General features: G+C 67.0%; 8 protein-coding genes. 7 read left to right on the forward strand and 1 reads right to left on the reverse strand.

Going from position 1 to position 14831, the window contains the following annotated elements:
• Positions 1 to 125: 125 nt before the first annotated feature.
• Positions 126 to 1376, forward strand: a complete 1251-nt coding sequence (locus AC3FOF_RS23525) for an efflux RND transporter periplasmic adaptor subunit (RefSeq protein WP_488727918.1) — start codon at positions 126 to 128, stop codon at positions 1374 to 1376.
• A 29-nt stretch (positions 1377 to 1405) separates the two neighbouring features.
• Positions 1406 to 4609 (forward strand): efflux RND transporter permease subunit, encoded by a 3204-nt coding sequence (locus AC3FOF_RS23530; RefSeq protein ID WP_488727919.1) that lies wholly within the window; start codon positions 1406 to 1408, stop codon positions 4607 to 4609.
• A gap of 134 nt (positions 4610 to 4743) precedes the next feature.
• On the opposite strand, the gene AC3FOF_RS23535 is transcribed toward AC3FOF_RS23530, so the two are convergent.
• A complete protein-coding gene (locus AC3FOF_RS23535) occupies positions 4744 to 6261 on the reverse strand; it encodes a S41 family peptidase (protein ID WP_276269418.1) in 1518 nt (505 codons plus the stop codon).
• A gap of 495 nt (positions 6262 to 6756) precedes the next feature.
• Between AC3FOF_RS23535 and AC3FOF_RS23540 the strand changes: the two genes are divergently transcribed.
• The 5 genes from AC3FOF_RS23540 (at position 6757) to AC3FOF_RS23560 (ending at position 14824) form a co-directional block, all read left to right on the forward strand.
• Positions 6757 to 8949 carry a TonB-dependent hemoglobin/transferrin/lactoferrin family receptor gene (locus AC3FOF_RS23540; RefSeq protein WP_488727920.1) on the forward strand — a complete coding sequence of 731 codons (2193 nt, stop codon included), beginning with the start codon at positions 6757 to 6759 and terminating at the stop codon, positions 8947 to 8949.
• Positions 8950 to 8967: 18 nt separating this feature from the next.
• Positions 8968 to 13020 carry a cobaltochelatase subunit CobN gene (gene cobN / locus AC3FOF_RS23545; protein ID WP_488727921.1) on the forward strand — a complete coding sequence of 1351 codons (4053 nt, stop codon included), beginning with the start codon at positions 8968 to 8970 and terminating at the stop codon, positions 13018 to 13020.
• 6 nt (positions 13021 to 13026) lie between these two features.
• The gene (locus tag AC3FOF_RS23550) at positions 13027 to 13536 is read left to right on the forward strand and encodes a MotA/TolQ/ExbB proton channel family protein (RefSeq protein WP_035807707.1); all 510 of its coding nucleotides are present in this window, start codon (positions 13027 to 13029) and stop codon (positions 13534 to 13536) included.
• Positions 13533 to 13853, forward strand: a complete 321-nt coding sequence (locus tag AC3FOF_RS23555; protein WP_017225148.1) for a DUF2149 domain-containing protein — start codon at positions 13533 to 13535, stop codon at positions 13851 to 13853. The genes AC3FOF_RS23550 and AC3FOF_RS23555 overlap by 4 nt, the downstream gene beginning before the upstream one ends.
• An 89-nt stretch (positions 13854 to 13942) precedes the next feature.
• A complete protein-coding gene (locus AC3FOF_RS23560) occupies positions 13943 to 14824 on the forward strand; it encodes a ChaN family lipoprotein (RefSeq protein ID WP_276266657.1) in 882 nt (293 codons plus the stop codon).
• Positions 14825 to 14831: the final 7 nt, after the last annotated feature.

Here is a 14831-nt window from a genome sequence, read left to right on the forward strand (position 1 = left end):
GGCACTAGCGGCCTGAGCGCTTGATCCTGTACTAGTAGCAGTTTGTCGCGGCGCGGCACCGGTTCCCAGAAACCGGGCCGCCGGGGAGCGGGTGCTTCGTGCGCGCACTGTAAGAGAGTCCACACATGAAAACGAACGGGATCGACCAGGCCAAGGGCTTTGTCGACGGTAAGTGGAGTCCGGCCACGGGGACCGGCAAGGGGCGTGTTTCGCCATGGTTGACCGGCGCGATCCTGGCGGCGCTGGCCGTGGGCGGGTGGCTTGGCTGGCGTGCCTGGCTGGCGCCCAGGCCCGCGCCCAAGGCGGCGCCGGTGGTGGTGGTGAGCACTGCCGTGGTGCAGCAGGGAGACATCCCGCTGCGGGTCACCGCCAATGGCACGGTGAGCGCGCTGGCTACGGTGGAAGTGCGCCCGCAGGTGTCGAGCACGGTCAGGGCGGTCCATATCAAGGAGGGACAGACCGTCAAGCCGGGCGATCTGCTCTTTACGCTCGATACCCGCATGGACGAGGCCAATCTCGCCAAGGCGCAGGCCCAGTTGATGCGCGACCAGGCCGATCTGCGCGATGCGCGCCGCACGCTGGCGCGCAGCAACGAGCTGCTGGAGCGCAACTTCATCTCCAAGAGCGCGGTGGACACTGCCCAGGCCAAGCAGGACGGCTTCGAAGCCACCATCCGCGCCGACCAGGCCGCCATCGAGGCCAGCCGCGTGGCGGTCAGCTACGGCGCCATCCGCGCTACCATCGGCGGGCGTACCGGGGTGATCAATATGTTCCCCGGCTCGCTGGTGACGCCCACCAGCACCCTGCCGATGGTCACCATTGCCCAGGTGCAGCCGATTGCCGTTACCTTCACCCTGCCCGAGCGGCAGCTGGCGGCGCTGCGCGAGGCACTGCGCGCCGGCCCGGTGACGGTGACCGCGCTGCCCAACGACGGCAGCAAGACGCCGGTGACCGGCAAGATCAGCTTTGTCGACAATACGGTGGACCCGCAGTACGGCAGCATTCGCATCAAGGCGCAGTTCGACAATGAAGAGCAGCGCCTGTGGCCCGGTACCTATGCCAACGTGGAGGCCGTGGTGCAGACCCTGAAGGGCGCGCTCTCGGTGCCGCCGCAGGCGGTGGTGACCGGTCCCGAGGGGCGCTTCGTCTACGCCGTGCAGGCCGACAGCCGCGTCAAGCCGATGCCGGTGACGGTACGGGTCTCGACCGCCGGCGCCGCCGTGATCGAGGGTGTGCCGCCGGGCACGCGCGTGGTGGTAGAGGGGACGCAGAACCTGCGCGCGGGCAGCCTGGTGCGCGAGGTGGCGCCCGCCGCGGGCGCCGGCAAGGCGGATGCCGCCAGCGCCGCCGCCGTCGCCGCCAACGGCAAGCATTGAGCCCAGGGCACTGACACCACACTGACACCATGAACCTGTCCGAGCTCTGTATTCGCCGTCCGGTGATGACGATACTGCTGTGCCTGGCGGTAATCGTCACCGGCATCGCGCTGTATCCCACCATCCCCATCGCGGCGCTGCCGTCGTTCAATTCGCCGGTGATCCAGGTCACCGCCACGCTGCCCGGCGCCAGCCCCGAGACCATGGCCGCCTCGGTAGCGACCCAGCTGGAAAAGCAGTTCGCCACCATTCCCGGCGTGTCGGTGATCAGCTCGTCGAACACGCTCGGCAATTCCAGCATCACCATCGAGTTCAACAACGACCGCGACATCGACGCCGCGGCCGTGGACGTCCAGGCGGCGCTGTTCCGCGCCCAGCGCGCGCTGCCGATCGAGATGACGGTGCCGCCGTCGTACCGCAAGGTCAATCCGGCCGATGCGCCGGTGCTGCTGCTGGCGATCAATTCGCCGGCCATGAGCCTGGCCGAGCTCAACGCCTTCGGCGACAACCTGATCTCGCCCAGCCTGGCCACGCTGCCGGGCGTGGCGCAGGTGCAGGTGTTCGGGCAGAAGCGCTTCGCCGTGCGCGTGCGCGCCCACCCGGACGCCCTCGCCGCGCGCGGCCTCACGCTAGACGAGCTGGCCACCGCGCTGAACCGCGCCAACGCCAACACGCCGGTGGGCACGCTCGACGGCGCGCGCCAGACGCTGACCATCCAGGCCAACCGGCAGCTCGCCAGCGCCGATGCCTTCCGCAACATCATCGTGGCCAGCCAGCCCAGCGGCGCGCTGGTGCGCCTGTCGGACGTCGCCGAGGTGGAGGACAGCGTCGAGACCATCAAGACCGGCAGCTGGCTCAACAACGAGCGCTCCATCGTGCTGGCCGTGCTGCGCCAGCCCGATGCCAACACGGTGGCGGTGGTGGACGCCATCAAGAAGGCGCTGCCGCGCCTGATCCAGCAGATGCCGGACTCGGTCAATGTGAACGTGGTCAACGACCGCTCGCAGTCGATCCGCGAATCCATCCACGACGTGCAGTTCACGCTGGCCCTGACCGTCGGGCTGGTGGTGATGGTGATCTTCCTGTTCCTGCGCCGCGCCGCCGCCACGCTGATCCCGACCGTGTCGCTGCCGATCTCGCTGATCGGCACGGTGGCGCTGATGAAGGCCTTCGGCTACAGCCTGGACAACGTCTCGCTGCTGGCCATCACGCTCGCCGTGGGCCTGGTGGTGGACGATGCCATCGTGATGCTGGAAAACATCGTGCGCCACATCGAGGAAGGCGTGCCTCCGCTCAAGGCCGCGCTGGCCGGCTCGCGCGAGATGGGTTTCACCATCCTCTCGATCTCGATCTCGCTGGTGGCGGTGTTCATCCCCATCTTCTTCATGCCGGGCGTGATCGGCCTGCTGTTCCATGAGTTCGCCGCGGTGGTGTCGCTGTCCATCCTGGTCTCGGCGGTGGTGTCGCTGACGCTGATCCCGATGCTGTGCGCGCGCTTCCTGTCGGCCGAGAACGTGCCGATCGACGAGTCGCAGCACGCCTATGGCGATCACGCCGGCGCGAGCCATGCGCCGGCGATCGCGCAGAAGCAGACCATCGGCCTGCGTTCCACCCAGTGGTTCGAGAACCTGTTCGAGTTCACCCTGCACCGCTACGCGCGCGGGCTCGACTGGTGCCTGGCGCACCGCAAGTCGGTGTTGGCGGTGGCCGGCCTGACCTTCGTGCTGACCGCCGTGCTGTTCGCGACCATTCCCAAGGGCTTCTTCCCGGAAGAAGACATCGGCCAGATCCAGGTCAACGCCGAAGGCCCGCAGGATATTTCCTTCGACGCCATGGCCGACCGCCTGCGCAATGCCGCCGAGCGCATGCGCAAGAATCCCGCGGTGAAGAGCATCGTGGTGTCGATTGGCGGCGGCCCCTCCCCTGCCATCAACACCGGCCGCATGTTCGTGGAGCTCAAGCCGCTCGGCGAGCGGCCCCGCATGGCCAAGGTGGTGGAATCGCTGCGCCGCGACGTCGCCGGCGTCGCCGGCCTGGCGGTCTACTTCTCGCCGGTGCAGAACCTGCGCCTGGGCGGCCGCCAGAGCAAGAGCCGCTACCAGTACACGCTGCAAAGCGTGAAGCCCGGCCAGTTGCAGGAATACTCCGACAAGCTGATGGTCAGGATGCGCGCCGACCCCCTGTTCCGCGACGTCACCAGCGATTCGCAGCAGTCGGGCCTGGAGGCGCAGCTCTCCATCGACCGCGACAAGGCCAACGCGCTCGGCGTGCAGATCCAGGACGTGCGCCAGGCGCTGTATTCCGCCTTTGGCGAGCGGCAGGTCTCCACCATCTACACGCCGATCGACAATTACTACGTGATCCTGCAGGCCGCCGATATCGACCGCGCCGACGAGACCGCGTTCTCCAAGATCTACGTGCGCAGCAAGACCGGGCAGATGGTGCCGCTCTCGGCCTTCGCCACCACCGAGCGCCGGGTTGGCCCGATCGCCGTGAACCACCAGGGCCAGCTGCCTTCGGTCACGGTGTCGTTCAACCTGGCGCCGGGCGCGGCGCTGGGCGATGCCTCGTCCAGGATCGACGCCTACAAGCAGGAGGTCGCCATGCCGACCTCGATCTTCACCAGCTGGGGTGGCGACGCGGCGGTGTTCCAGTCGTCGCAGGCGACCCAGGTGCTGCTGCTGGTGGCAGCCATCGCGGTGATCTACACGCTGCTGGGCGTGCTGTACGAAAGCTATATCCACCCGCTCACCATCCTGGCGGGTTTGCCGTCGGCGGCCGTCGGCGCGCTGCTCACGCTGTTCATCTTCAACGTGGAGCTGTCGCTGATCGCCACCATCGGCGTGCTGATGCTGATCGGCATCGTCAAGAAGAACGCCATCATGATGATCGACTTCGCGCTGGCGGCGCAGCGCGAGCAGGGCATGGACCCCGCGCGCGCGATCCGGCAGGCCTGCCTGCTGCGCTTCCGCCCGATCATGATGACCACCTTCGCCGCCGTGATGGGGGCGCTGCCGCTGGCCCTGGGCCTGGGCGCGGGCGCCGAGCTGCGCCAGCCGCTGGGCCTGGCGGTGGTGGGCGGCCTGCTGTTCTCGCAGGTGATCACGCTGTTCATCACGCCGGTGATCTACCTGGCGCTGGATCGCTTCTCGGGCACCGGCCCGCTGCAGATCGACGCCGAAGGCAATCGTTTGCCGGCGCTGGTGGGCGGGGAGCCGGCGCAGCAGCACTAAGTTTTTTTCTTACTTGGGCCCGCCAAGCGGAGCCCAAGTATTCCCCGCGCAATGGCAATCGTTCCTGGTCGATGTGCAATGGCGATGCGCGCTACTGGCAAACAGCAAATCTGCAGCCGTTTGCAGATACGAATTCACTTGATTGACACATTCTTGACGGCTGGCAATATGCTGTTCACAACCCATGCCTGAACAGCCGCTGTATCGTTGAGATCGCCGTCGAAGGTGAACTTCGGCACATAAGGCTCATTGTCTCCGCGGTTACGGTTCCTCCAAACCTTGAGTGGAATCCACATTTTCGCCGTGCTTGGAAGCGATACGTCCGCTATGTCCGAATATCGCGTATCCGCGCTGGTCACGCTCCCAACGTGAACCGCTCCGGGAATGCTTAACACCATGTCCACAAAGTCCAGGCAAGCGCTCGCGCAGTTCGAGCCCGCGACCAGTACAAGCTTGCCGGCAAAGGGACGGCCAGGCTCAGCCAGTTCATCCAGCGGCACATCCATTTGCTCGATGAACGTCTGGCCGAGCGATGCGGCTTCATTCATGCGGGACAGGAGGGTGTCCAGGAGTCTGTAAGTCAGGCTTGCCGGGCCTTCCGTCTGAGTGAGCTCCGTCTTGTGTGCCTCAAGCGCTTCGCGGGCGGTCGCAGAAACGCGCCAGTACGCCTTGGACTCTACTTGTTCGGATGAGGGTGTCCGCTTTATGGCATCCTTGAATAGCGCCGACAGGACTTGGTAGCCTACCAACGTTCTTCCGCCGTTATTGCCTCGTATGTCAAGCACCACGGCATCGGCTTCTCCCAGGCCCCGGACCTTGTTCATCAGTCTTTCGAACGATGCGATGTCTTTGCTACTCGACAAGGTGAAATCCGTAGCATGAATCCAGTGGATGCCCTGCCGTAGTTGCTTGATACCCTGGCGTGGCATCGCCGGCCTAGTCATCGCTTGAAACGCCTCCGTGAAGGGCTGCCACTTCAGCAAGAACTGGCGAATTTTCCCTGAAGAGGATCGAACCTCGCAGTGCTTCAACCGCAAAGGCTCCCACAGCGTTTCGTAGTGCGGCTCACTGGTCAGATGCAGCGCAAGACGAGACAGCGAGCCCTCCAGGCCCACGCGTCTATCCACGAATGGAGCGACTTTTTCCACCAGCAAATCGTCAATGCGCTGGCCATCGCAGGAAAGCAGTTCGTCGCCCACTTCGGGCACGTCGACGGGCCAGTCCGGGGCCCGGGCCGCAACGCGGTACTTGCCATTGCGGCGTTGCACGATCCATCCCGCCCAGCGAGGGGACTCACTGACTTGGCCTTCCTTCCATACAACCAGATGTCCATCCCTATAGCCCGTGATGTAGAAGCGTAACGCGGCCAACGCCTTGCCCTCTGAATCCGCACGGAGGGCGAGCGCTATCGCTTCGTCGTACCCCTGCTTAAACCACTGTTGAAAGCCGTGATCCGTCGGGTCCAGAACGCCAGGATGTCCCTCCCCGATGATTTCGTGCGCGCGCGTGATGTCTTGAACGGCGCTCTTGCTCCAGTTGATGTCCGTGGAAGAGTGATCCTTCTTTTGGGCTCCAAGATTCGTCGCCGTGTCTGCGTGACACGACAAGACCCAAAAAAAGGACGACAGCAGAATCACAAGCGGGCGGACCATTAACAAACTCCTTTCACTGTGGCGGATTCCTGTTGGTCGTGCCTTTGCAACACCTCTCGCCTTTTGGTGGTGTCATTATTTGTAGAAAGCCAAACGGTCACGAACAAGCAGAAGTTTCCCAAAGTGAGTGGCGATTTTCTGCGTTGCGCCGATGGTAGCGAGCGGCTGGGGTGGCCCGGAAACGGGCGGGGGCGTCGGTCAGGGGCGACGGCGGCTTCCGGCGAGTGACTACCGTTCGTCGGCGCCCCATACGCTCCTTCCCCGAGGGGGCTTTACTTTCTGCTCAAAGTTGAGAATAATTCTTATTCTCAAATAAATCAGGCGCTCCTTGCGTCTGCACCACACTACGCCAGCCAGCCGTTCCAACCCGGTGTCCGCCAGCCAGCGTTTCGTTTTCTTTGGGGGAAAATCCATGAAACGCCGCTGTCTGCGCGCTTGCGCGCCTCTGTCCGAGTCACGCCCATCGCCATCTGCGCCACCCTTGGCGGTCCTGCCATGGCTGCCGACGCCGATGCCGATCCGGCCCGCCGCTTGAGCGAGGTGGTGGTCACCGCCACCCGCACTGAGGAGCGCGCCGATGCCGTCGCCTCCACCATCACCGCCATCGATGCGAGCCGTATCGAGCGCGCCCAGCCGGTCGACGAGGCCGGCCTGTTCGCCGATGAACCCGATATCGACGTGCCGCGCGACCGGCGCCGCTTTGGCGCCGGCAGCATCAATATCCGCGGCATCGAGGGCAACCGCGTGCTGCTGATGGTCGACGGCGTGCGCCTGCCCGACTACTACAACGGCGGCGGCCCTTCCAACCTGTCCAGCGCCACCCGCGACGCGCCCGAGTTCTCCTTTCTCAAGCGGGTTGAAGCGCTGCGCGGGCCGGCCTCCAGCCTGTACGGCTCGGATGCCATCGGCGGCGTGGTGTCGTATGTCACCAAGGACCCCGAGGACATCATGCGCGGCCGCGCGGTGGGCGGCGAAGCGGGCTTGTCGTGGAACGGCATCGACCGCAGCTTCGGCCAGAGCGCGGGCGTGGCGGGCGGCAACGAGACCATCAAGGGCCTGTTCATGTACGCCCACCGCAAGGGGCATGAGCTGGAAAGCATGGGCGGCGACGACTCTACATCCACCGGCCGCACCAAGGCCAATCCACAGAACAGCGAGACCAATGCGTGGCTTGGCAAGATCGTGCTGGACCCTGCCGTGGGCCATCGCCTCAGGCTGACCTACGAGCATCGCGACAACGATACGTTTACCGACATCCGCCGCCTGTCCACCGCGCTGCCGCGCGTGACTTCCGCCAGCGGCACCGAGGACCTGTCGCGCAACCGCGTCAGCCTGGACTACGAATGGAAGCCGGCCAGCCATATCGTCGATCGCCTGGGCGCGGCGGTGTTCTACCAGGAGAGCGAATCCAACACCGTGACCAACCAGGTGCGCAGCAACACCAGCGCCGGTTGCTCGGGCTCCACGCGCGGCAGCAGCCTGTGCGACGTGAACCTGCTGTTCGGCTTCCGCCAGCAGCAGACCGGCTTCAACCTGCAGGCCGACAAGGCGTTCACCACGGGCTGGCTCGGTCACCGGCTCATTACCGGTGTGGATTTCCTGCGCACGCAGACCCGCGAGATGCGCGACGGCACCACCTACAACCGCACCACCGGCGTGGTGTCGAAATCGCTGGCCGGCGACAACTTCCCGATCCACGATTTTCCCAAGGGCGAAACGCGCCAGACCGGCATCTTCGTGCAGGATGAACTGCAGTTCGCCGGCGGGCGCTTCACGCTCACGCCAGGCCTGCGCTTCGACCACTACGTGCTCGGCCCGGACGACGACAAGCTCTACAACAGCGTGGCAGCCAAGCCGGCCATCTCCAAGCGCGATTCAGCGCTGTCGCCCAAGCTCTCCGCGCTGTGGCAAGCCACCGAGCGCGTCAACCTGTGGGCCCAGTACGTATTCGGCTACCGCGCGCCCAACTACCAGGAAGTCAATGGCAGCTTCCGCAACACCATCCAGGGCTACGGCGCCGCGCCCAATGGCGACCTGAACCCGGAAAAGAGCCGCTCGTTCGAAATCGGCGCGCGCTACACGGATGAACGCGTGCAGACCAGCGTCGCGGTCTTCGACAACCGCTACAAGGACTTCATCGAGCAAGTCGCGCTGAATTGCCCGTCCGATCCCAACTGCCTTGCCGGCCTGCGTGCGACCTACCAATACCGCAACCAGAGCAGCGTGCGCATCTACGGCGCCGAATGGCGCGGCAGCTACCGCTTCCTGCCGCAGTGGCGCGTCGACAGCGCGGTGGCCTACGCGCACGGCAACAACGAGCAGACCGGCCAGCCCATCAACAGCGTCTCGCCGCTGCGCGCCAGCGCCGCGCTGACGTGGGAGCGCGGCAGCAGCAGCCAGGGCCAGGGCGCGAGCCTGCGCTGGCGCGGCGCGCGCGCCGTGACGCGTACCGATGACAGCACCTTCACCTACTTCAAGCCGGGTGGCTACGGTGTGGTCGACCTGCAAGGCTGGTGGCGCTTCAACCGCTACGCCAGCCTGGTGCTGTCGGTGAACAACGTGTTCGACAAGAAGTACTGGCTGTGGGGCGATGTGCGCCAGGGCAGCGTGGCCGCCAGCGAGCCCGGCCTGGATTTCCATACGCAGCCCGGACGTACTTTTGCCGCCAGCGTGAAGCTGTCGTTCTGAGCGGAGGCGAATCCGACCATGTCCCCACAACACAAGACAAAGACGCGGTTGATCCGCGCGCTGTGCCTGCTGTGGCTCGCCTTGTTCGCGCTCGGCATGCAGCAAGCCCGGGCCGAGCCGAAGATTGCCGTGCTGACCACCTCGCCGGTGCCCGCCGGCAAGTTCGAGCCGCTGCGGGCGATGGCGCGCGCGCACGGCATGACGCTGGACGCGCGCTATCTCGAACGCATGCGCGCGCAGGACGTGGCGCCGTTCATCGACGGCGCCGCGCTGCTGATCCTGGACGCGCCGCGCGACCACATCGTCACCGAGATGCTGGCCAGGCTCGGGCCGCAATGGACCAGCGCGCGCGTGCCGCGCCTGCTGCTCGCCACCGACCGCTTCGAGGCGCATGGCCTCGATCAGGCGCTCGGCGCCAGGCTGCATGCGTACTACGTCAACGGCGGCCGCGCCAACTTCGACGCCATGATGCGCACGCTGGCCGCGCAGCAGTTCAGGCTGCGCGCGGACAATGGCATTCCCGCGCCGGTAGTGTTTCCGAAGGCGGCCTATTACCATCCGCGTCTCGCCAGCGTGGTGACCGTCTCGCCGGACGAAGCGCTCAAGGCTTCCGGCTTCGCCGGCGCGCCAGTGATCGGCGTCGCCATCCATCAGGCTTACGTGTCCGGCCTGGACAGCGCCTTCATCGACGACCTGATCGCGCGCATCGAGGCACGCGGCGCGCGTGCGCTGGCCTTCTACAGCCCGGTGATGGATGCGGACGGCGTGCTGCGCATGGCCGCGCCCGGCGGCAAGCGCATCGTCGACATGCTCATCAACGGCCAGATCATGCTCAATGCGGCGGGCCGCAAGGCGGAGTTCGAAACGCTAGGCATTCCGGTGCTGCAGGTCATGCCTTACCGCAAGGGAGACGCGCAGGACTGGGAGCGCGATCCGCATGGCATCAGCCTGACCGATACGCCCTTCTACCTGGTGCAACCCGAACTTGCCGGTGTCAGCGACCCGATGCTGGCCGCCGCCACGTCGCATAAGGATGGCAGCATCGTCAGCCTGCCGGCGCAGCTCGACGCCGTGGCCGACAAGGCGCTGGCGCTCACGCGCCTGCAGCGCACGCCGAACGCCGGCAAGCGCGTGGCGATCCTGTTCTACAACTATCCGGCCGGGGAGAAGAACCTGTCGGCATCCTTCCTCAACCTGCCGCGCAGCCTGTCGTCCACGCTGGCCGCGCTGCACGCGGCGGGCTATCGCACCGAGGCCGCCGACGAGCTCACGCTGCAGCGCGAGCTGGGCGCGTTGCTCGCGCCCTTCTATCGCGGCGGGCAGCTTGGCCCCATGCTCGATGCGGATCGCGCGGCGTGGATGCCGATGGCGCAATACCGCCGCTGGTACGACGCGCAGCCGGCCGCGTTCCGCGCCGAGGTCAGCGCACGCTGGGGCGAGCCGGAAGCCTCGCCGATGTCGATCCGGCGCAATGGCGTGGCCGGCTTCGCCATTCCGCGCCTGCAGCTCGGCAACGTGGCATTGATGCCGGTGCCGCCGCGCGGCGAGCGCGACGAAGCCGCCGAGAAGGCGCTCTATCACTCCACCAGCACGCCGCTCAATCATTTCTACATGGCGGCCTACCTGTGGGCGCGCGAAGGGCGCGAGGCGCTGGTGCACTACGGCACGCACGGCACGCAGGAATGGACGCCCGGCAAGGAGCGCGGCCTGTCCGTGACCGACCAGCCTTACCTCGTGCTCGGCAGTGTGCCGGTGATCTATCCCTACATCGTCGACGACGTCGGCGAAGCGCTGCAGGCCAGGCGCCGTGGCCGCGCCACCATCGTCAGCCACCAGACGCCGCCGTTCAAGCCGGCGGGCCTGCACAGCGATCTGTCGGCGCTGCACGACCAGTTGCACAGCTACCTGCAGCAGGACGACGGCGCGGTGAAGGACGCCCTGCGCGACGATATCCTCGGGCGCAGCGCGCGCATGCACCTGCTCGACGACATGGGCTGGCCGCAGGCGCGCGCGAGCGCGCAGTTCACGCAATACCTGGATGCCTTGCACACGCATCTGCATGAACTTGCCGGCGCGTTGCAGCCATACGGACTGCATACGTTCGGCCAGTCGCAGGAGCCGGCGCTGCGCTTGTACACGGTGATGGCCATGCTCGGCCAGCCCTGGTTGAAGCGCGTGTTTCCCGACGAGCCGGAGGAACTGTTCGCGCTCGACTACAGGCAGCTTGCGCAATCCGCGCCCTACGCCATGCTGCGGCGCTACGTGATCGACGGCGCGCCGCTCGACGGGCTCGCCGACCCCGGGCAGCGCGAGGACATGCAGCGCGCCCGCGCGCTCTACGCCAGCCTTGACGCTACACCCGAGAGCGAGGCCGTGCTCGCCGCGCTGGCCGGCCGCTACGTGCTGGCCGGCACCGGCGGCGATCCGGTGCGCAATCCCGACGCGCTGCCGACCGGGCGCAACCTCTATGGCTTCGATCCTTCCAAGGTGCCCAGCCGCGAGGCATGGCAGGCCGGGCAGGCGGCGACGGAAGCCATGATTGCCGACTGGCGCAAGCGCCACGGCAAATGGCCCGCCAAGCTGGCCTTCTCGCTGTGGAGCGTGGAGACCATGCGCCACCAGGGCATGCTGGAGGCGCAGGCGCTGGCCGCCATGGGCATCCGTCCGACATGGGACAGCGGCGGCCGCGTGGCCGGCGTGGAAGCGATTCCCGCCGCCGAGCTCAAGCGCCCGCGCGTGGACGTGGTGCTGTCAGCCACCGGCCTGTACCGCGATCACTTCCCCAACCTGATCAAGTGGCTGGCCGAAGCGGTCAGGCTGGCCGCCGCGCAGCCCGAACCCGACAACGCCGTGGCCGCGGGCACGCGCGCGGTGCGCGCGCGGCTGGCGCAAATCAGGGAATCGGACATGAGCCCGGAGCGCATCGAATCGCTGGCGCTGACGCGCATCTTCGCCAGCGAATCCGGCAACTACGGCACCGGTCTCAACGATGCCACGCTCGCCAGCGACAGCTTCGGCAGCGGCAAGCAGGCGGATGCCAGGCTCGCCGGCCTTTACCTCGCGCGCATGCAGTACGGCTATGGGCCCGACGAGAAGAGCTGGGGCGAAAAGCTGCCGCAGCTCAACCTCTACGCCGAGAACCTCAAGGGCGTGCAAGGCGCGCTGCTGGCGCGCAGCTCCAACCTCTACGGCATGCTGACCACAGACGATCCCTTCCAGTATCTCGGCGGCATCGGCCTGGCGGTGCGCCACCTGACGGGCAAGGCGCCGGAGCTGCTGATCTCCAACCTGCGCGATGCGAACAACGCGCGCACCGAGACGGCCGCGTCGTTCCTCGCCACCGAGCTGCGCACGCGCTATTTCCATCCCGGCTGGATCGAAGGCATGAAGGCCGAAGGCTATGGCGGCGCGCTCAATGTGCTCGACACCGTCAACAATTTCTGGGGCTGGACCGCGGTTGCGCCGGAGATCGTGCGCGACGACCAGTGGACCGAGTTCGCCGAGGTCTACGTCAAGGACAAGCACCAGCTCGGTCTCGACGAATGGTTCGAGAAGAACGCGCCGCAGGCCCAGGCGCAGGTGATCGAGCGCATGCTGGAAGCGGCGCGCAAAGGCTACTGGAAGGCCGATCCGGCGCTGCTGAAGACGCTGGCCGAACGCTGGCAGGCGCTGTCGCAGCGGCACGATATCCGCAGCGGCAACCGCAGCTTCAAGCGCTACGTGCAACAGCAGGCCGCGGTATCCGGTGCCGCGGGCTATGGCACGCAAGCGCCCGCCGCGCCGCCGGCGGGCGCGCCAAAGGCCGCGGCGCCGCCGCCGTCGCCAAGCGCGGGAACGCCGCCGCAAGCCGCACCCAGGCCGGAACCGAAGCCGGCCCCGCCATCGCAAACCATGCCGGTGCAAGGCATGCAGCTGGTGCAGCGCAAGCCGCCCGCCGCGGCGCTGGTGCCGGTACTGTCCTGGCTCGCCGCCGGCATTGCGCTGGCCGGGGCCGTGCTCGGTGGCGCCATCAGCGCGCGCCGCCGCGCCGGCGCTGCGCCCTTCTTCCCGCAACGGACAAAAACCCACTGAGCCATCATGACCCCTACCCTGCTTGAAACCCTGATGTACGACGTCGGCCAGCTGTTCCTGTACCCGACGCTGGCCCTGATCGGCCTGCTCTTCCTCTATGCCTTCTGGGCGCTCGGCGAATTCGCCATGCAAGGCTGGCAGCGCCGCCGCAACACCATCGATAGCGGGCGGGGCTATGTGCTGGTGGCGTACGCGCTGCGCCACCGCGTCAAGGATCCGGACACGCTGGACGTGGCCGCGCACCGCCTGCTGGAGTGGCCGCGCATCGCCACGCGGGTGGCGCCCATGCTCGGGCTGGTGGCCACCATGATCCCGATGGGCCCCGCGCTGAAGGGCCTGTCGGGCGGCAACCTCGCCAACGTGGGCGAGAACCTCACCATCGCCTTCTCCGCGGTGATCCTCGCGCTGATCGCGGCCAGCATCACCTTCTGGGTGGTCAATGTACGGCGCCGCTGGCTGGCCGAGGAACTGGTGTGGCTGGGCCGGCACCAGCCGCAGTGGGAGGCCGGCGCATGAAGTTCCTGGAAGAAAGCGAAGCCGACGATCCCATCCTGTCGGTGGTCAACCTGATCGATGTGTTCCTGGTGGTGATCGCCGCGTTGCTGGTGGCGATCGCGCAGAACCCGATGAATCCGTTCACGCACGCGGATGTCACCGTCATCACCAATCCTGGCAAGCCCAATATGGAAATCGTCTCGAAACAGGGCGAGAAGGTCGTGCGCTACCAGGCCAGCGGACAGGTGGGCAGCGGCGACGGCACCAAGGCCGGCGTGGCGTATCGCCTGCAGGACGGCTCGATGGTCTATGTGCCGGAAGCCGCAATTGCCCGGTAACGGCGCAACAACTGCGCAATAATAGCCAGGTCCGCGGCATTGCCGCGGACCACGGACAAAGAACCGCAGCAACCAGGATTACCCTCGCCATGCAGACTCGCCCACGCCTTGCCATCAGCCGCGCCGCCGGCCTGGTGCTCGCAACCGCCTTCCTTGCCGCCCTCGCGGGCTGCGCGGGCACGCCGCCGGCCGCCGTGGCGGGCGATGTCGCGCACCAGTTCACCGGCAAGAGCTATGTGCTGCTGGGCGAGGTGCACGATAACGCCGACGGCCAGAAACGGCGCCTGCTCGCGCTCTCCAGCGCGCTCGAAGCCGGCTGGCGGCCGGCCATCGCGATGGAGCAGTTCGACCGCGAACGGCAGGCCGATATCGATCGCGCGCGGCGCGAGCGGCCCGGCGACGCCGCCTACGTAGTCGAGCAGGCCGGCGGCAAGGGCTGGCAGTGGGAGCTTTACAAGCCGCTGGTGGCGCTGGCCCTGCGCTACGACCTGCCGCTGGTGGCGGCCAACCTCTCGCGCGAGGATGCGGGCCGGATCGTGCGTAGCGGTCTCGACGGCGTCTTCGACGCGGCCGAGCGCAAGCGCCTTGGCCTGGCCGCGCCGCTGCCCGAAGACGTGGTGACGGAGCAGACCGCGGTGCTCGATCGCGGTCATTGCGGCCAGTTCCCCAAGGCCATGCTGCCGGGCATGCTCGATGCGCAAGCCGCGCGCGACGCGGTGATGGCGGCGGCGATGCGGCCCTTCGAGGACCGCGGCGTGGTGCTGATCGCCGGCAACGGCCACGTGCGGCGCGACGTGGGCGCGCCGCGCTGGCTTGGCGCGGATGCCGGCCTGATCTACAGCGTTGGCTACCTGGAGCAGGCCAGCGGCCACGAGATCGGCGCCTACGATCGCGTGGTGCTGGTGCCCGAGCACAAGCGGCCCGATCCCTGCGTGGGTGCCAGGCCGGGCGCCATGTCCGCGCCGGCCTGAGCCGCGC

It is taken from the genome of Cupriavidus sp. 96C5-1 (assembly GCF_057798855.1).